Raw genomic sequence first — 17,277 nt, 5'->3', positions numbered from 1 at the left:
GCGAAGATTTGGCGCCGGAGCGTGGTTATGCGTCCGCACGGACGCGTGTCGCTCTGGCCGAAGCGGGGCGCTTATGCTGCGATATATCTTACGGCGGCTTCTGACCGCCATACCGACGCTATTCGTCATCGTGACCATGGCGTTTTTCCTGATACGCGTCGCACCGGGCGGCCCCTTTAATCAGGAGCGGGGCCTCAGTCCCGAGATCAGGGCCAATCTGGAAGCCCAGTTCGGCCTCGACGATCCGCTCTGGCTGCAATATGCCCACTATCTCGGCAACCTGCTGCGCGGCAATTTCGGGCCGAGCTATAATTTGCCTGACTTCACCGTCACCGAACTCTTCGCCAAGGGCTTGCCGATTTCAGTCCAGCTCGGCACCTCCGCACTGATCCTGGCGCTTCTGCTGGGTTCGGTGCTCGGCACCATTGCCGCGCTCAACCAGAACAAGCTTGGCGACTATACGGTGATCGCGCTGGCGACCGCCGGCAGTACCATCCCCACCTTCGTCATCGCCCCGATCATCCAGCTTGCCTTCGGATTGACCTGGAAGCTGTTGCCGATCGGCGGCTGGGGTGATGGCGCACTGATCAACAAGGTCGGCCCGGTGCTGACGCTCGCTTTGCCGCAGATCGCCATCGTTGCCCGCCTGATGCGCGGCTCGATGATCGAGAGCTTGCGTTCCCACCATATCCGCACGGCGCGTGCGCTCGGCCTGTCCGACTGGTCGGTGGTGGTCAAGCACGCACTGCGCGGCGCCATTCTGCCGATCGTTTCCTTCACCGGTCCGGCGGCCGCGGCGCTGCTTACCGGTTCGGTCATCGTCGAGACGATCTTCTCCATTCCCGGCGTCGGCCGCTATTTCGTCGATGCCGCGCTAAACCGCGACTACACGCTGGTGATGGGGACCGTGGTGGTGATCGCGCTCTTCACCATCGTCTTCAACCTGATCGTCGACGTCATGTACGCGGTCGTCGATCCGAGGGTGCGCTATGACTGACATTGCAGCCACCGCCGCTCCGCCCGCCGTCGTCGGCCGCTCACTCTGGGGCGATGCCTGGGCGCGCCTCAAGGCCAACCGCGCAGCCATGTTCAGCCTCTATTATCTGGCCTTCATCGGTGTCATCAGCGTGTTTGGCCCCTGGTTCGTGCCGCATCAATACACCACCATCTACGCCGACTATGTGCGCACGCCGCCAAGCTTCAGCCCCTATCCGAAGGCCGACATGATCGAGACGTCGCTCAAGGATGCAATCAAGCGCATGCGCGTCGACATCAAGGAGTGGAAGCAGGAGGGCGATCGCGTCACCGTCACCGTTACCTCGACCAAACCGATCGATGAGCGCAACATCCGCTATCTTGACCGCTCCGATGCCTTCGACGATACCAAGATAGAGAGCAAGTCGGCTGACGGCCTCGAAGTGACGATGACCGCGTCGGTCAAACAGCAGTATTTCCTGTTCGGCACCGACAACACCGGCCGCGACCTGTTGTCCCGCACGCTGATGGCAGGGCGCATTTCGCTGGCCATCGGCCTGCTTGCCGGCGTTGTCGCCGTGGTCATCGGCGTCCTTTACGGGGCGGCGGCCGGCTTTTCCGGCGGCAAGATCGACGAGGTGATGATGCGCATCGTCGACGTGCTCTATTCGCTGCCGTTCATCTTCTTCGTCATCATGCTGGTGGTGTTCTTTGGCCGCAATTTCGTGCTGATGTTCCTGGCTGTCGGGGCGGTGCTGTGGCTCGACATGGCGCGCATCGTGCGCGGCCAGGCGCTGTCGATACGCCGCCAGGAATATGTCCAGGCTGCCGAAGCCATGGGCGTCGGCCAGCGCGGCATCCTGATCCGCCATGTCATCCCCAATCTGCTCGGACCCGTGGTGATCTACATGACGCTGCTGGTGCCGCAAGTCATCATTCTGGAAAGCTTCCTGTCCTTCCTCGGCCTTGGCGTGCAGGAGCCGATGACCAGCTGGGGCGTGCTGATATCGGTCGGCGCCAAGAACATCGGCACCGCCAACTGGCTGCTCCTGTTCCCCGCCTTCTTCCTCGTCTCGACGCTGTTTGCGCTGAATTTCGTCGGTGACGGCTTGCGCGACGCGCTCGACCCGAGAGACCGATAATATGGGGACCGCCGAGATGAAAACTCCCGAAACGATCCTCAGCGTCAAGGACCTGCGCGTCCGCTTTCGCACGCTCGACGGGGCGGTCGAAGCCGTCAAGGGCATCAACATCCACGTCAATGCCGGCGAAACCGTCGCCGTGGTCGGCGAATCCGGCTCCGGCAAGAGCCAGACGATGATGGCGGCGATGAGCCTGCTGGCTTCCAACGGCGAGGCGACGGGTCACGTCGACTATCGCGGCCGCAACCTGTTGACGCTGAGCAAGTCCGACCTCAACAAGGTGCGGGGCGCCAAGATCAGCATGATCTTCCAGGAGCCGATGACCTCGCTCGATCCGCTCTATTCGATCGGCAACCAGCTGATCGAGCCAATTCGCAAGCATCGCGGGCTGAACGCGGCCGAGGCGCGCGAGGAGGCGCTCAAGCTGCTCAGGCTGGTGCATATTCCCGATCCCGAGCGGCGGATGAAATCCTATCCGCACGAAATGTCGGGCGGCCAGCGCCAGCGCGTCATGATCGCCATGGCGCTCGCCAACGACCCCGACATCCTGATCGCCGACGAACCGACGACGGCGCTCGATGTCACCATCCAGGCGCAGATCCTGGTGCTGCTGGCCGAACTGCAGCGCAAGCTCGGCATGGCCATCGTCTTCATCACCCATGATCTCGGCATCGTCCGGCGCTTTGCCGACCGCGTCTATGTCATGCGCTATGGCGAGGTGGTCGAGGAAGGCGAGGCCGAAGCGCTGTTCGCCAATCCGCAGCATGCCTATACGAAGATGCTGCTGGCCGCCGAGCCGACCGGCACCAAGTCACCGCCGCCGGCCAATGCGCCGGTACTGCTCGAGGGCCGCAATGTCGAGGTGACCTTCAAGATCGGCGGCGGCTTCCTCGCCGGTGATCCGCTGCTGCTACGCGCCGTCGACCACATTTCGATCCGGCTGAAGCGCAACCAGACCATCGGCATCGTCGGCGAATCCGGTTCCGGAAAATCGACGCTCGGCCGCGCGCTGCTCAGGCTGCTGCCCAGCGACGGCGTGATCCGCTTCGGCGACCGCGACATCTCCACCGCCGACCGCCAGGCGATGCGGCCGCTGCGCCGCGAGATGCAACTCGTCTTCCAGGATCCGTTCGGTTCGCTGTCGCCGCGCATGACCGTCGGCCAGGTCATCACCGAAGGGCTTCTGGTGCATGAGCCGAACCTGTCAGGCAAGCAACGCGATCAGCGCGCGATCGAGGCGTTGCTCGAGGTCGGCCTCGATCCCAACGCGCGCAACCGCTACCCGCACGAATTCTCCGGCGGCCAGCGCCAGCGCATCGCCATTGCGCGCGCCATGATCCTGAAACCCAAACTGGTGGTGCTGGACGAGCCGACCTCGGCGCTCGACCGCTCGGTGCAGAAACAGATTGTCGAATTGCTGCGCAAGCTACAGGCCGACCACGAACTGTCCTACCTCTTCATCAGCCACGATCTCGCCGTCGTGCGCGCCATGGCCGACTACATCATCGTGATGAAACAGGGCAAGATCGTCGAGGAAGGCCCGACCGAAGACATCTTCAGCAACCCGCAGGCCGCCTACACGCAGACGCTGATGGCTGCAGCGATCGATGTGACGCGCTTCAGGTTGAGTGCGTAGGGGGCGGTGACTGATTATCTATCTCGCTGGAAAGGTTCCCGTCACCCGGGACCGGCCCTAGGCGTCCCGTCGAGTATGGAAATCGTCGGAGAACGGGACAAGCATCTCGGCCCGAAGTGGGATTTTGCTAGGGCTGTCATTGCCGTCGAGCCATCGGAAAACTTCGGAGTGGTGGATTTCATCGGCGATGAGGTCGCTCTGTCGTCCGGCTATATTGAATCCTTCCTCGACGGCCTCTTTGACGAGATCCTAACGCAGGAGCCGGGCCCGATTCTCCGGATCAAGATAGTCCTGAAAGCCATCGAGCATGACCCGATCGACTCTTCCCGGAACGCTTTCGTCGAAGCAGGGCGAGACGCTGGCCGGAAGGTCTGGGCCTGGCTGGGCGACTAAGCTAGCTGCACCTACGCTCTCTCACCGCGACAATTGCTTGCTGTTGTTGTTTCAGCTTTTCGATCCTGGCCGTCTCCCGGTTGGCGACAGCGGTCTTCACGCGTGCGCCGCCGAGCAGCCAGTTCGGCAGGCTGGTTTTGGTGACCTTGCCGCGGGTGATGGCGGTTTGAGAGATTTCGCGCGCGGTATCGCCGACGGCAGTGTTGAGCTCGGCGCATGTCATGCTGTCGTATTTCGCCGCGTTGACCGTACCACCCAGCGATGAGCAACCTACCGCGAGCGACAGAACAAGCAGCGCTGACAGCCGGCCTGCGCTCGAAATCAACAACTTCATCTTCCGCACACCTCGTTCCCGGCCGCTGTTTCGGCGGCAGTCCTATTATCGAGGTAGCGCAGATGGTTGTCGCGTCAAAATACCATGCCGACACCGGATGCCGATGCGGCCGTTTTTGCCTTTGAGGTATCTTGTGGGGTGTCGGGAGAAACGGACACCTAAGTGTCTGTTTTTTCTGGTCGGAGTGGCAGGATTTGAACCTGCGACCCCCTCGTCCCGAACGAGGTGCGCTACCAGGCTGCGCTACACTCCGTGACCAGACCGCGGGCTTATAGCCGCCGTACTTCGTTCCTGCAAGCGGCAATGACAGCGCTTCTGTCGCATTTCATTCGCTTTCGTCGGGCATTGCCACAAAGCTTGGATTTCCCGCCCGGGATAAACCCGGCTTAAAGCCTTGCGTGCTATGGAGCAGCCTCGATAAATCGTATTTTCGCCATCCGGAGCTCTGCTGTCTTGCCCCTGAAAATCGTAGGCGACGCCCGGCCTAACACCTTCGAGTTTGAAACCTCGGCGCTGATAAAGCCGTCCGGGTTTCGCGAATATGACGCCCGCTGGTGGTTCGGCCATCCGGCCTCGGAAGTGCCGCCTCAGCTCAACCTTATCGGCGTCCAGGCGCTCGGCATGGGGCTCGGCACGCTGATCCGCCGCCTTGGTGCCGGACCAGACATCGTCACCGGACATGATTTCCGGTCTTATTCGCTGTCGATCAAGCTGGCGCTTGTTTCCGGGCTGATGGCCGCCGGCGCGCGTGTCAGGGATGTCGGCCTGGCGCTGTCGCCGATGGCCTATTTCGCCCAGTTCGCGCTCGAGACCCAGTCGGTGGCCATGGTCACGGCCTCCCACAACGAGAACGGCTGGACCGGCGTCAAGATGGGCGCGGCGCGCCCCTTGACCTTTGGTCCCGAGGAGATGGGTACGCTGAAGAAAATCGTGCTGGCCGGCGACTTCGACCTTGTCGGCGGCGGCTCCTATGATTTCGTTTCGGGGTTCCGCGAGACCTATCTCGACGATCTGACTGCGGGCAAGCGCATCTCGAGACCGCTGAAGGTGGTCGTCGCCTGTGGCAACGGCACCGCCGGCGCTTTTGCGCCAGAAGCGCTGGCGCGGATCGGCTGCGAGGTCATCCCACTCGATGTCGATCTCGATCACACCTTCCCGCGCTACAATCCCAATCCCGAAGACATGCGGATGCTGCACGCCATCCGCGACAAGGTGCTGGAAGCCGGAGCCGATGTCGGCCTCGGCTTCGATGGCGACGGCGACCGCTGCGGCGTCGTCGACAATGAAGGCGATGAGATCTTCGCCGACAAAGTCGGCGTCATGCTCGCGCGGGATATTTCGCGGCTCCACCCGGGCTCGACCTTCGTCGTCGACGTCAAGTCGACCGGATTGTTCAACACCGACAGCGTGCTGCGGGAAAATGGCGCCGTCACCGACTACTGGAAGACCGGCCACTCCTACATCAAGCGCCGTGTGGCCGAACTCGGTGCCATCGCCGGCTTCGAAAAGTCAGGCCACTTCTTCTTCAATCCGCCGGTCGGGCGCGGCTATGACGATGGCATCGTCACGGCGATTGCCATCTGCCAAATGCTGGATCGCAGCCCCGGCAGATCGATGGCCGATCTCTACCACGACCTGCCACTGACCTTCGGCACGCCGACCATGTCGCCGCACTGCCCGGACGATGTGAAATACAGCGTTGTCGAACGGGTGGTTTCCGACTTTCAGGCCATGAAGAAGGACGACGCCGTCTTCGCCGGCCAGAAGATCGCCGACCTCATCACCGTCAATGGCGTGCGTATCGTGGCCGAGGACGGCACCTGGGGCCTGGTGCGTGCCTCGTCGAACGAGCCGTCGCTTGTCGTGGTGGTGGAGAGCCCGGTATCCTCCGAGCGCCGCTGGCAGATGTTCGAAGCCGTCAATGCCGTGCTGCGCCGTAGCCCCGAAGTCGGCGCCTACAACCAGACCTTTTAGGATCAGCGGTTGGCCGCTGATGCCTGCCCAAGCACACTCCAATCGAATTCTCGTGCCCAGTCGGCAAAACTGTGCCAGCGGACCTCCGGGAATTCATTGCGCAAGGCGTCTATGTCGACGTCGTAGCCGACGCGGTCGAACCATTCGAACATCAGCGCGGCATCCTCGCTCTGCTGACGTGCCACGGCGATCGGGATTTCCTGATAGCTGATCGGGCGGCCGATGGCCTGCGACAGGATCTTCGCCTCGTCTTCACCCGACAGTTCGTCCCCGGCGAAGTCGAAGCGCTTGCCGAACACCTGTTCTCGCCGCTCGGTCAAGGCGGCGACGAAGGCGCCGATGTCAGCCAGCGCGACCAGCTGGAGGGCACGCTTTGGCGGCACCGCGAAGGCATAAGTGCCCTGGCTGAGCGCGTTGATCGACCACGGGGCGACGACATTCTCCATGAAGGCGACCGGCGCACTGATCGTGTAGGGGATGCCGAGCCCGACGACATGTTTTTCGACGAGATACTTGCTGTCGAAATGCGGAATCCCGGTTTTCTTGTCTGCACTGGCAACTGATGAATAGATCAGATGCCCGACGCCGGCAGCCTTCGCCGCACCGGCGGCAAGGATCCCTTGGCGGGTCTCTTCTTCCATGCCGGCCTCATAGCTGTTGCCCATCAGGAACATGGTGTCGACGTCTCCGGCGGCCCTCACCACGGAGGCTCTGTCGGCGAGATCGCCGGCCACCACTTCGGCGCCCGCCGCTGCCAAATGCCGAGCAGGTTCGCTGTCTGGCTTGCGCGTCAACGCCTTCACCCGATGTCCTTTCGACAGCAGGGCGCGCGCCACTGCACCGCCTTGCTGGCCGGTAGCGCCGGTCACCAGAATGTTTAGTTTGCTGGTCATCTCGTCTGCTCCTTCTTGTTTCGCTGGAGCAAAATTAGGACCTGTCGTATTGATGCATAATTGCCTATAATTGGAAAACTTTGTCCCATTTTTAGATACAATGCTCGACCTCAACGACATCGTCGTATTTGCCCGCGTCGTCGAAGCCGGCAGCTTCACGGCTGCCGCGCGCGTGCTGGCCATGCCCAAGACGACGGTCAGCCGCCGCATTGCCGCGCTCGAACGCGAGGTGGGGGTCCGCCTGCTGCAGCGCACGACGCGTAGCCTCAACATGACGGATGCCGGGCGTCTTTATTACGAGCAGAGCAGCCAGGCACTGCGGACGATCGAGGAAGCCAATCTGCATCTCGCCGAAACCAGGGCGGAGCCGTCAGGTACGATTCGCATTTCGGCCCCGGTCGGCTTCGGCGGCCATTTCCTAATCGGCGCCGTCGTCGACTTCCTCGCAATGTATCCAAAGACCAAGGTCGAGCTCCGCCTGACCGACGACAGGCTCAATCTGGTCGAGGACGGTATCGATCTCGCTTTCCGCACCGGCTCGCTCCAGGATTCGACGCTGATCGCTCGCAAGCTCGGCTCCACGCACAGGCTGCTCTGCGCCAGTCCGGACTATCTCGCGCAACACGGCGTGCCGGAAGAGCCGGTGGATCTCGCGCGCCATCAATGCGTCGTCGCCGGCCCATCGACGTCGGGTGCCCACTGGGTGCTGGATGGACCGCGCGGCCAGGAGACGGTCGCCGTGGTCGGCCGCTTCGCCGCCAACGAGATGCAGGCGGTCATTGCAGCCACGCTTGCGGGCTTCGGCATCGCTCAATTGCCCCACGTGCTTGCCGAGGGGTTGATCAATGAAGGACGGTTGCGGCGTGTTCTCAAGCAGCATACGACGCCGGCCGGTGGCCTCCACGTCCTCTATCCGAGCAGCCGTCACCTTTCGCCCCTGGTCAAGGCGTTCATCGAGCTGGCAGCCGAGCGGATTTCCAGCCAGGTAAACACGGCTTAAAGGCATGCGTGCTATCCAATCGACCAACAACCCTGGATCACGAGACGCGAATGACCGAGCGCATTGTCAGTTTTGTCATGAGTGGCGGCGTCGGATCGCGGCTGTGGCCGCTGTCGCGCGAGGACAACCCGAAACAGTTCCACGATCTTTCCGGCGACGGCTCGATGCTGGCCAAGACCTTGCGCCGGCTGACGGCGCGACTGGGCGGCGAAACACCGATCTTCCTGATCGCCGCCGAGCGTCATGCCGAGCGCGTCCATGCCGACCTAGCCGGTCTCGACCTTTCAGGCGGCGGCCCGCTGTTCGAGCCGACCGGGCGTAACACCGCTGCTGCCGTGGCGCTGGCTACGCTGCGCACATTGTCCGAATTCGGCGACAGCCTGGTTCTGGTGGTGCCCTCGGACCACGAGATTGCGACACCGAAGCAATTCTGGCAGAGCGTCGAGGCGGGCAGTCAGGCAGCCCTTGCTGGCCGGCTGGTGGTCTTCGGCATCAGGCCGACGCAGCCCGAGACCGGCTACGGCTATATCGAGGTGTCAGGCGAGAACAGCGGTGTCTTCGATGTCTCGCGCTTCGTCGAAAAGCCCGACCTCGCCACCGCGCAAAGCTACCTCGAGGCTGGCACCTTCTACTGGAACACCGGCATCTTCCTGTTTCGCGCCGGCGCCATGCGCGACGCCTTTGCCGCCTTCCAGCCCGACATCTGGCAAGCCACCGAAGCCGCCTACAAGGCTGCGACGAGCGACCTGTCCGGCCTCTATATGCCGCTGGACCTCTACGCCGCCATTCCGTCGAACTCGATCGACTACGCTATCATGGAGCGGGCCAAGGACATCGCCATGGTGCCGGCCGGCTTCCGCTGGAACGATCTCGGCTCCTGGCAGTCGCTGCTCGATGTCGGCCCTGCCGATGCCAAGGGCAATGTCCTCGTCGGCGATGTCGTCGCCATCGATTGCGAGAATTCCTATATCCGAAGCGACGGCCGGCTGTTGTCGGCGATCGGCATGAAGGACGTCGCCATCGTCTCGACGGCGGACGCCACCTTCGTCGCTCCGGTGAGCCACAGCCAGCATGTGAAGAAGATCGTCGAGCAGTTGGAGAAATCGGGCCGGCTGGAAACAAGGTTCACCCCGGCGCATGATCGCGTCATCGAAAGCGGCGCCTGGCGGCGGCGCGTGCATCACTGGCTGTTCGAAGAGACCTTGCCGCTATGGTCGACGGCAGGCGTCGACGAGCGCCATGGCGGCTTTCACGAGGCGCTCGGTTTCGATGGTAATCCGCTGGTAAAGCCCAAGCGCATGCGCACGATGGCCAGGCAAGTCTATGCCTTCGCCGTCGCCAAGGCGCGCGGCTGGGACGGTCCGGCTGATCGCCTGATTGCCCATGGCATTGCCTTCATGGCCGGCAAGGGCCGCACCGACAGAGGCGGCTGGGTGCGCACGCTCAATGTCGATGGTTCCGTCGCCGACGCCACCGAAGATGCCTACGACCATTCCTGCGTGCTGCTTGCGCTGGCGCATGCGCATATGTGCGGCAATCCGGAGGCGCTGCGGCTCGGCGAAGAAACGTTCTCCTTCCTCGACGCGCATCTCGAGGACAGCCGCATGACCGGCTTTCTCGAGACATCGGACGGTGAGGGCGAGCGCCGCTCCAACCCGCATATGCATCTGCTCGAGGCTTTCCTCGCCTGGTACGAAGCGACGGGCGACCGCACCTATCTGCGCCGCGCCGCCCGCATCATCGATCTCTTCCGCAGCCATTTCTTCGATGCCGAGAGCTGGACGCTGGGCGAATATTTCGACGCCGGCTGGAAACCGGCGGCCGGCGAGAAGGGCACATGGACCGAGCCCGGCCATCATTTCGAATGGGCCTCGCTGCTCACCGACTTCGCCGCCCGCAGCGGCCAGAACGAGTTGAGCAATTTTGCCCGCAAGCTCTATGCCTCGGCCATCGCCAACGGCCTCAACCGCGCCACCGGGCTTGCTTACGGCGCCGTCTCACGGCAGGGCCTGCCGCTCGACCTTGTCTCGCGCAGCTGGCCGCAGGCCGAAGCAATCAAGGCGGCGATTGCGCTCGACGGTTCAGGTGGGCCTGATCTCAAGCCGGAAATCGAGGCGCGCGTCGGCCGGCTGTTCCGCTGGCACGTCGACCCGGCCCCGCTCGGCCTGTGGATCGACCGCATCGACGAACGCGGTCGCTCGCTGGCAACGGATGTGCCGGCCAGCATCTTCTATCATCTGGTGTGTGCGCTGACGCAGTATCTGGATGGAACGGCGCAGAAGGGGTGAGGCGTTGAAGCTGCCAATCTCCCCCTTGCGGGGGAGATCCCTGGCAAGGCAGAGGGGGGTGCTGTCCCGCCAGCCTATCCGTTATTCACGACTATCAAATGCCCTTCGGGTGAAAAGATCACACCTGAGCTTGGCGATCCTTCACACCCCCCTCTGCCGGACATCTCCCCCGCAAGGGGGGAGATTGGCTGTCGCCTCGGCCTTCGCCAATCGTCAGCGTCAATACGGGCTCGCCACATCCCCCGTCTCGACATACACCGCCTTCAACTGCGAATAGAGCGCCAGCGCCGCCAGCGAATTCTCACGGCCGATGCCGGATTGCTTCACCCCGCCGAAGGGAATTTCCACCGGCGTCAGATTGTAGGCGTTGATCCAGCACGTGCCGGCCTGCAGCTCGGCGATCACCCGATGCGCACGCTGCAGGTCGCGAGTAAACACGCCGGCGGCAAGGCCGAATTCGGTGTCGTTGGCGCGGTCGATCACCTCGTCCTCGCCGTCGAATTTCAGCACGCTCATCACCGGCCCGAAAATCTCTTCACGCGCTATGCGCATGTTATCCGTGACACCGGTGAACACCGTCGGCTCGACAAAGAAGCCGCCGTCGAACCCTTGCAGCGACGGCACGTTGCCGCCGCAGGCGAGCGTCGCGCCATCCTGCTGGCCGGCCTTGATGTAGGAGATCACCTTCTCCTGTTGCGCCTTGTTGACCAGCGGACCCATCTGCGTTTCCGGATCGAGCGGATCGCCGATGCGGATCTTCTTCGTCCGCTCGACCAGCCGGTCGACGAAGCGGTCGTGAATGCCGCTCTGCACGAAGACGCGTGTTCCATTCGAGCAGATCTGTCCGGTGGAGTAAAAATTACCGAGCATGGCGCCGCCAATGGCGTTTTCGAGATTGGCATCGTCGAAGACGATCAGCGGCGACTTGCCGCCGAGCTCCATAGTCGCGTGCTTCATCTTCGAGCCGGCGAGCGACAGCACCTTGCGGCCGGTCGGCACCGAGCCGGTCACCGAAACCTTGGCAACGACATCATGGCCGACAAGGCCGGCGCCGACATCGCCATAGCCCTGCACGACGTTGAACAGCCCGTCGGGCAGGCCGGCCTCTGAGTAGATCTCGGCCAGCGCAAGCGCCGACAGCGGCGTGTTTTCCGACGGCTTGAACACCATGGCGTTGCCCATGGCGAGCGCCGGCGCGGATTTCCAGCCGGCGATCTGGATCGGATAGTTCCAGGCGCCGATGCCGACGCACACACCGAGCGCCTCGCGGCGCGTATAGGCAAAGGGTCCGCCGAGATCGATGGCCTCGCCGTTGAAGGCGGCGACCGCGCCGCCGAAATATTCGAGGCAATCCGCCGCCGAAGGCGCGTCCGCCACCAGCGTCTCCTGGATCGCCTTGCCGGTGTCGAGCGTCTCGATGCGGGCGAGATCGGCGTTGCGGGCGCGCAGAATGTCGGCGGCACGGCGCAGGATGCGGCCGCGCTCCACCGGCTTCAGCCGCGCCCAGGCCGGTTGTGCCGCGCGCGCGGCTTCGATGGCGAGCTCCAGCACATTCGGCGTCGCCGAATGCAGCGTGGCAATGACCTCGCCGGTCGCCGGATAGATCACCGGCAATGGCGCGCCGCCCTCGTCCTCGATATAGCGGCCGTTGACATAGTGCGATGCCGTTGGCTGGGCGCGCATGGGAATTCTCCAAGTGTCTCGGTAGGGCAGGGCAGTTGCCCGACAATGCTCTATCTGTCCGCCACCTGCCAGCGCGGATTGATCCAGGGTTCCTGGTTGGACGGCGCCAGCGGCGTGCGGCCGAGAATGTGGTCGGATGCCTTCTCGCCGGTCATGATCGACGGCGCGTTGAGGTTGCCGTTGGTGACGCGCGGGAAGATCGAGGAGTCCGCCACTCGCAACCCGTCGACACCGATGACCCGGCACTCTGGGTCGACGACGCTCATGATGTCATCGGCGCGGCCCATCTTGCAGGTGCCGCACGGGTGATAGGCGCTCTCGGCATGATCCCGGATGAAGGCGTCGAGATCTTCGTCCGACTGGACGCGCGAGCCCGGCGAGATTTCCTTGCCGCGAAAACTGTCGAAAGCCTTCTGGCCGAAGATTTCGCGGGTCAGCCTGATGCAGTGGCGGAACTCGGTCCAGTCGTCTGGATGCGACATGTAGTTGAAGCGGATCACCGGCGTCGCTTTCGGGTCGGGCGAGCGCAGCGTCACCGAGCCGCGCGACTTCGAGCGCATCGGCCCGACATGCGCCTGGAAGCCATGCGACTTCGCCGCCGCCTTGCCGTCATAGCGCACAGCCGCCGGGATGAAATGGTACTGGATATCGGGGTAGTCGACGCCGGCAGCAGAGCGCACGAAGGCGGCCGCTTCGAAATGGTTGGTGGCGCCGAGGCCGGTCTTGAAGAACAGCCACTGCGCCCCGATCAGCGCCTTGGAGAAGGGGTTCAGCACCGAGTTCAGCGTGATCGGTTGTGTCGATTCCTGCTGGATGTAGAGCTCCATATGATCCTGCAGATTGCGGCCGACACCGGGCCTGTCGGCCACGACCTGGATGCCGTTTTCGGCGAGATGCGCGGCCGGACCGATGCCGGACAGCATCAGGATCTTGGGCGAATTGATCGAGGACGCGGCGACGATCACCTCACGTCGCGCCTTAACAACCTGAATCTGTTTGTGAGCTTCGATCTCGACGCCGACGGCGCGTTGATTCTCGATGATCACGCGGCGGGCGAAACCTTTGACCACGCTGACATTTTGCCGTTTGAGAGCCGGCTTCAGATAGGCCGATGCCGCCGACCAGCGGCGGCCGCCGCGGATGGTCTGCTCCATCGGGCCGAAGCCTTCCTGCTTCGAACCGTTGTAGTCGTCCGTCAGCTCGAACCCCGCCTGGCGGCCGGCCTCGACAAAAGCGCCGTAGAGCGGATTTTTGCGCGGGCCGCGCTGAACATGCAGCGGGCCGCCTTTGCCCCGCCAGCCGTCCTCGCCGCCGTCATTGTCCTCCATGCGCTTGAAGTAGGGCAGCACGTCGGCGAAGCCCCAGCCGGTCGCGCCCTCTTCGGCCCAATGGTCGAAGTCGCGCGCATGGCCCCTGACATAGACCATGCCGTTGATCGAGGATGAGCCGCCGATCACCTTGCCGCGCGGCGTTGCCAGCACGCGGCCGCCGAGATGCGGCTCCGGCTCGCTGGCAAAGCCCCAGTCGTAGAGGCTCATGTTGAGCGGGATCGACAGCGCCGACGGCATCTGGATCAGCGGCCCGATATCGGTGCCGCCGAACTCGATGACGATGACCGAATGCTTGCCGTCTTCCGACAGCCGGTAGGCCATGGCCGAGCCGGCGGAGCCGGAGCCGATGATGACGAAATCTGCTTCAAGCATGGTTCATATGCGCCATGAAATCGGCGAGCGAAACGTTGCCGCCGGTAGCCACAACCAGGACTGTTTTGTCAGCCACATTCACCTTGCCGCCGAGCAGCGCTGCCAGCGACGCGGCGCCCGACGGCTCCAGCACCAGCTTCATCCGCTCGAAGGCAATCTTCATCGCCCGGCGCACCGACGCATCGTCGACGGTGATGCCGCGCACACCGGCGGTCTTCACTGCCGCGAATGGCGCGTCGCCTGGCCGGCGCGACATCAGCCCGTCGCAGATCGACTTCGGCGCGATCGGCATGGTCTCGATGGCGCCGTGATCCAATGACGCTCCCATGCCGTTGAACCCTTCCGGCTCGACACCGATGATCTCGGTTGTCGGCGACAAATAGTGGAAGGCGAGCGAGACGCCGCCGATCAGTCCTCCGCCGCCAACCGAGCAGAACAACAGATCGGCGCTGGCACCCTTCGCCTCGAGTTGCTCCAGCGCTTCGAGCCCGGCGCCGGCCTGGCCGGCCACAATCTCCGGATCGTCGAACGGGTGCAGCAAGGCAAGTCCCTCAGTCTCGGCGATCTCGCGCGCCTTGGCGGCAGCGACCTCTTCGCGGGCGCGGTCGCCATGGTCGGTCAGCACGACCCGCGCGCCATAGCCTGCGGTCGCGTCGCGCTTGGCGGCCGGCGCGTCGATCGGCATGACGATGGTGACGGGAATGCCGAGCGCCTGGCCGGCCGCCGCCAGCCCCTGTGCGAAATTGCCGGAGGAGTAGGCGACGACGCCCTTTCTGGCTTCGTCGGCCGACAGCCGCTTCAGCCGCCAATAGGCGCCGCGCACCTTGAACGATCCCGCCCATTGCAGCGATTCCGGCTTGATGAAGACGCGGGCGGCACCCGTCTCTTTGGCCAAGGCTGCCGATTCAAGCAAAGGCGTGATCTGTGTCGCCTTCGATGTGACAGCATAAGCCTGTCTGAGGTGATCGAGGGAGGGGACAATGGTCATCATTCGCCTCGCGGAAAGCGTTTCTGGTCCTCGAGATTGTCGAGGTTCATGTGGTTGCGCATGTAGCGCTCCGACGCTTTTTGCAGCGGCTGGAACTCCCAGGGGTAGTGCGTGCCGTTGCGCAGTGCCGGATAGACCACCCAGCGTCGCGCCTGGCTGGCGCGCACCGCAGCGTCGAAGGCCGCCATGTCCCAGCGCGCCCGCACCGCTCCCGTGAAGGCCGCCACCAGATCGGCATGCGCCGGATCGGTGGCAAGGTTGGTCAGTTCGCGCGGATCGGCTTCGAGATCGAACAGAAGCGGCGGGTCGATCTCGCAATGGATGAATTTGTAGCGGCCGTCGCGGATCGCCACCAAAGGTGTGTTGGAGCCCTCGGCGGCATATTCCATCAGCACCGGGGCGTCGCGTTTCGTGCCCTCGAGCAGCGACAGCAGCGACTGGCCGTCGGTCCACGGCGCGATCGCGGAGATGTCGATGCCGGCGAGGTCGCACAGCGTCGGCGTCACGTCGAGATTGGAAACCGGCGCCTCGATCAGCCCGGCCGGAATACCTTTGCCGGCGATCATCAGCGGCACCCGCGCCGATCCCTCGAAAAAGTTCATCTTGAACCACAGGCCGCGCTCGCCAAGCATGTCGCCATGGTCGGAGCAGAACAGGATGATGGTGTCGTCCAGCATGCGCGTGCGCTCGAGCACCGACACCAGCTCGCCGACCTTGTCGTCGAGATAGGAGATGTTGGCGTAGTAGCCGCGCCGCGAGCGGCGGATCTGCTCCGCCGTGATGTTGAAACTGTCGTAGTCGCTGGCCCGATAGAGCCGTTGCGAATGCGGATCCTGGTCGGCATAGGCGATGAATCCCACCTCCGGCTCCAGCGCCGGACAGTCTTCATAGAGATCCCAATATTGCCGTCGTGTGACATAGGGGTCGTGCGGATGAGTGAAGGAGACGGTCAGGCACCAGGGCCGGCTGGCCGCATCATCGGAGGTGCGGGCAAGATCGTAGAGTTTTTGCACCGCATGGAAGGCGACCTCGTCGTCATATTCCATCTGGTTGGTGATCTCGGCGATCCCTGCGCCGGTCACCGAACCCAGATTGTGATACCACCAATCGATGCGCTCGCCGGGCTTGCGGTAATCCGGCGTCCAGCCGAAATCGGCGGGGTATATGTCGGTGGTCAGCCGCTCCTCGAAACCGTGCAACTGGTCGGGGCCGACGAAATGCATCTTGCCCGACAGGCAGGTGTAGTAGCCGGCGCTGCGCAGATGATGCGCATAGGTCGGGATCGAGGAGGCGAACTCGGCGGCATTGTCATAGACCTGCGTGCGCGACGGCAATTGCCCGCTCATGAAAGCGGCGCGGCCGGGCGCGCAGAGCGGCGAGGCTGTGTAATTGTTGGCAAAGCGCGCCGACCGCGCAGCCAGCGCCTTGAGATGCGGCGCATGCAGGAAATCCGCCGGCCCATCCGCAAACAGCGTGCCGTTGAGCTGATCGACCATGACGATCAGGATGTTGGGTCGCCTTGATGTCACTGAGGCTGTCACTGTGTCTGCCGCCCGCCGAGTTTGATTTCGAGATAGTCTTCGACCAGCGCGATCGCGGTCGCCGCATCCGGCACCCCGTCCTTCAGTGCGCGCCTGATGTAGAGCCCGTCGATCATCGCCGCGATCGCTTCCGCCGCGCGGTCGGCTTCTTGCCGTGGCAGAATGCCGGTTAGCCCGCTCATCAGGTTGGAATGCAGCCGCCGCGCATAGACCCTGAGCAGCCGGCGCAAGGCCGATGATTGCTGCGCCTCGACATAGAAGGCGAGCCAGGCGGCGATGGTTTCGGGCTGGAACTGGATGTCGGAGAAGTTGACGGCGACAACGGCCGAGACGCGTTCGCGCGGCGTGGCGGCGGATTGAAGCGCGCGCCGCATGTCGATCGTCAGCTCGGCCAATATGTGCCGCATCGTTGCCAGCAGGAGCTCATCCTTGGCGCCGAAATAATGATGGGCAAGTGCCGATGAGACGCCGGCGCGTCCGGCGATCTCCGACATGGTCACGTCGAGCGAGCCGCGGTCGCCGATCGCCGAGATCGTCGCGTCGATGAGCGCCTTGCGGCGCAATGGTTCCATTCCGACTTTCGGCATTGTTGTTCCCGGCTCTTGGCTCGCATGATTATTTTTTATTGATCCGTCAATCAACAAAAAATCGACTCGATTGCAGCCTGCACCAAGCGATTGTCGGCTTGCGGCCCTTTTCGACGCGGGAGGGATTGTTTATATTTGAA

General features: G+C 63.5%; 14 protein-coding genes and 1 tRNA gene. 7 read left to right on the top strand and 8 right to left on the bottom strand.

Going from position 1 to position 17,277, the window contains the following annotated elements:
• The first annotated feature begins 73 nt into the window (after positions 1-73).
• The 4 genes from AC1DYC_RS26550 to AC1DYC_RS26535 all read left to right on the top strand — a co-directional run bounded on the left by AC1DYC_RS26550 (position 74) and on the right by AC1DYC_RS26535 (position 4,146).
• The gene (locus AC1DYC_RS26550) at positions 74-997 is read left to right on the top strand and encodes an ABC transporter permease subunit (protein WP_477302560.1); all 924 of its coding nucleotides are present in this window, start codon (positions 74-76) and stop codon (positions 995-997) included.
• Entirely contained in the window at positions 990-2,117 is a 1,128-nt protein-coding gene (locus AC1DYC_RS26545) for an ABC transporter permease (RefSeq protein WP_477410692.1), read from the top strand. Before AC1DYC_RS26550 ends, AC1DYC_RS26545 begins: the two co-directional genes overlap by 8 nt.
• Positions 2,118-2,133: 16 nt before the next feature.
• Positions 2,134-3,753, top strand: coding sequence for an ABC transporter ATP-binding protein (locus AC1DYC_RS26540; protein WP_477410691.1), 1,620 nt, complete (start codon positions 2,134-2,136; stop codon positions 3,751-3,753).
• A gap of 75 nt (positions 3,754-3,828) precedes the next feature.
• On the top strand, positions 3,829-4,146 hold the full coding sequence (locus AC1DYC_RS26535; RefSeq protein WP_477410690.1) for a hypothetical protein: 318 nt from the start codon (positions 3,829-3,831) through the stop codon (positions 4,144-4,146).
• A gap of 1 nt (position 4,147) precedes the next feature.
• Here the strand turns inward: AC1DYC_RS26535 and AC1DYC_RS26530 are convergent, their stop codons facing one another.
• Entirely contained in the window at positions 4,148-4,480 is a 333-nt protein-coding gene (locus AC1DYC_RS26530; protein ID WP_477410689.1) for a hypothetical protein, read from the bottom strand.
• 176 nt (positions 4,481-4,656) lie between these two features.
• Positions 4,657-4,733: transfer RNA gene (locus AC1DYC_RS26525), tRNA-Pro, on the bottom strand.
• A 200-nt stretch (positions 4,734-4,933) separates the two neighbouring features.
• Between AC1DYC_RS26525 and AC1DYC_RS26520 the strand changes: the two genes are divergently transcribed.
• Positions 4,934-6,454 carry a phosphomannomutase/phosphoglucomutase gene (locus AC1DYC_RS26520; RefSeq protein WP_477410688.1) on the top strand — a complete coding sequence of 507 codons (1,521 nt, stop codon included), beginning with the start codon at positions 4,934-4,936 and terminating at the stop codon, positions 6,452-6,454.
• Positions 6,455-6,456: 2 nt separating this feature from the next.
• On the opposite strand, the gene AC1DYC_RS26515 is transcribed toward AC1DYC_RS26520, so the two are convergent.
• The gene (locus AC1DYC_RS26515) at positions 6,457-7,347 is read right to left on the bottom strand and encodes an NmrA/HSCARG family protein (protein ID WP_477410687.1); all 891 of its coding nucleotides are present in this window, start codon (positions 7,345-7,347) and stop codon (positions 6,457-6,459) included.
• Positions 7,348-7,447: 100 nt separating this feature from the next.
• On the opposite strand from AC1DYC_RS26515, the gene AC1DYC_RS26510 reads away from it, so the two are divergent.
• Positions 7,448-8,347 (top strand): LysR family transcriptional regulator, encoded by a 900-nt coding sequence (locus AC1DYC_RS26510; RefSeq protein ID WP_477410686.1) that lies wholly within the window; start codon positions 7,448-7,450, stop codon positions 8,345-8,347.
• A 50-nt stretch (positions 8,348-8,397) separates the two neighbouring features.
• Positions 8,398-10,635, top strand: coding sequence for a mannose-1-phosphate guanylyltransferase/mannose-6-phosphate isomerase (locus tag AC1DYC_RS26505; RefSeq protein ID WP_477410685.1), 2,238 nt, complete (start codon positions 8,398-8,400; stop codon positions 10,633-10,635).
• Between the two features lie 219 nt (positions 10,636-10,854).
• Here AC1DYC_RS26505 and betB read toward each other — a convergent pair whose 3' ends face one another.
• From betB to betI, 5 genes are read right to left on the bottom strand one after another with little or no spacing between them, the layout of a single operon-like run.
• On the bottom strand, positions 10,855-12,318 hold the full coding sequence (betB, locus tag AC1DYC_RS26500) for a betaine-aldehyde dehydrogenase (protein WP_477410684.1): 1,464 nt from the start codon (positions 12,316-12,318) through the stop codon (positions 10,855-10,857).
• 50 nt (positions 12,319-12,368) lie between these two features.
• Entirely contained in the window at positions 12,369-14,021 is a 1,653-nt protein-coding gene (betA, locus tag AC1DYC_RS26495; protein ID WP_477410683.1) for a choline dehydrogenase, read from the bottom strand.
• Positions 14,014-15,012 carry a threonine/serine dehydratase gene (locus tag AC1DYC_RS26490; RefSeq protein WP_477410682.1) on the bottom strand — a complete coding sequence of 333 codons (999 nt, stop codon included), beginning with the start codon at positions 15,010-15,012 and terminating at the stop codon, positions 14,014-14,016. Before AC1DYC_RS26490 ends, betA begins: the two co-directional genes overlap by 8 nt.
• On the bottom strand, positions 15,009-16,538 hold the full coding sequence (gene betC, locus AC1DYC_RS26485; protein ID WP_477410681.1) for a choline-sulfatase: 1,530 nt from the start codon (positions 16,536-16,538) through the stop codon (positions 15,009-15,011). Before betC ends, AC1DYC_RS26490 begins: the two co-directional genes overlap by 4 nt.
• A gap of 8 nt (positions 16,539-16,546) precedes the next feature.
• On the bottom strand, positions 16,547-17,137 hold the full coding sequence (gene betI, locus AC1DYC_RS26480) for a choline-binding transcriptional repressor BetI (RefSeq protein ID WP_477410680.1): 591 nt from the start codon (positions 17,135-17,137) through the stop codon (positions 16,547-16,549).
• Positions 17,138-17,277: the final 140 nt, after the last annotated feature.

It is taken from the genome of Mesorhizobium sp. P2_E7, from assembly GCF_056403855.1.
The sequence above is the reverse complement of the archived record's forward strand: the minus strand, read 5'-3'. Positions and strand labels throughout refer to the sequence as shown.

Coding starts and splice junctions, on each gene's coding strand:
- AC1DYC_RS26550 (WP_477302560.1), top strand. CDS start 74: ATGCTGCGATATATCTTACGGCGGCTTCTGACCGCCATACCGACGCTA.
- AC1DYC_RS26490 (WP_477410682.1), bottom strand. CDS start 15,012: ATGATGACCATTGTCCCCTCCCTCGATCACCTCAGACAGGCTTATGCT.
- AC1DYC_RS26510 (WP_477410686.1), top strand. CDS start 7,448: ATGCTCGACCTCAACGACATCGTCGTATTTGCCCGCGTCGTCGAAGCC.
- betA (WP_477410683.1), bottom strand. CDS start 14,021: ATGCTTGAAGCAGATTTCGTCATCATCGGCTCCGGCTCCGCCGGCTCG.
- AC1DYC_RS26515 (WP_477410687.1), bottom strand. CDS start 7,347: ATGACCAGCAAACTAAACATTCTGGTGACCGGCGCTACCGGCCAGCAA.
- AC1DYC_RS26535 (WP_477410690.1), top strand. CDS start 3,829: ATGGAAATCGTCGGAGAACGGGACAAGCATCTCGGCCCGAAGTGGGAT.
- betI (WP_477410680.1), bottom strand. CDS start 17,137: ATGCCGAAAGTCGGAATGGAACCATTGCGCCGCAAGGCGCTCATCGAC.
- AC1DYC_RS26530 (WP_477410689.1), bottom strand. CDS start 4,480: ATGAAGTTGTTGATTTCGAGCGCAGGCCGGCTGTCAGCGCTGCTTGTT.
- betB (WP_477410684.1), bottom strand. CDS start 12,318: ATGCGCGCCCAGCCAACGGCATCGCACTATGTCAACGGCCGCTATATC.
- AC1DYC_RS26545 (WP_477410692.1), top strand. CDS start 990: ATGACTGACATTGCAGCCACCGCCGCTCCGCCCGCCGTCGTCGGCCGC.
- AC1DYC_RS26540 (WP_477410691.1), top strand. CDS start 2,134: ATGAAAACTCCCGAAACGATCCTCAGCGTCAAGGACCTGCGCGTCCGC.
- AC1DYC_RS26505 (WP_477410685.1), top strand. CDS start 8,398: ATGACCGAGCGCATTGTCAGTTTTGTCATGAGTGGCGGCGTCGGATCG.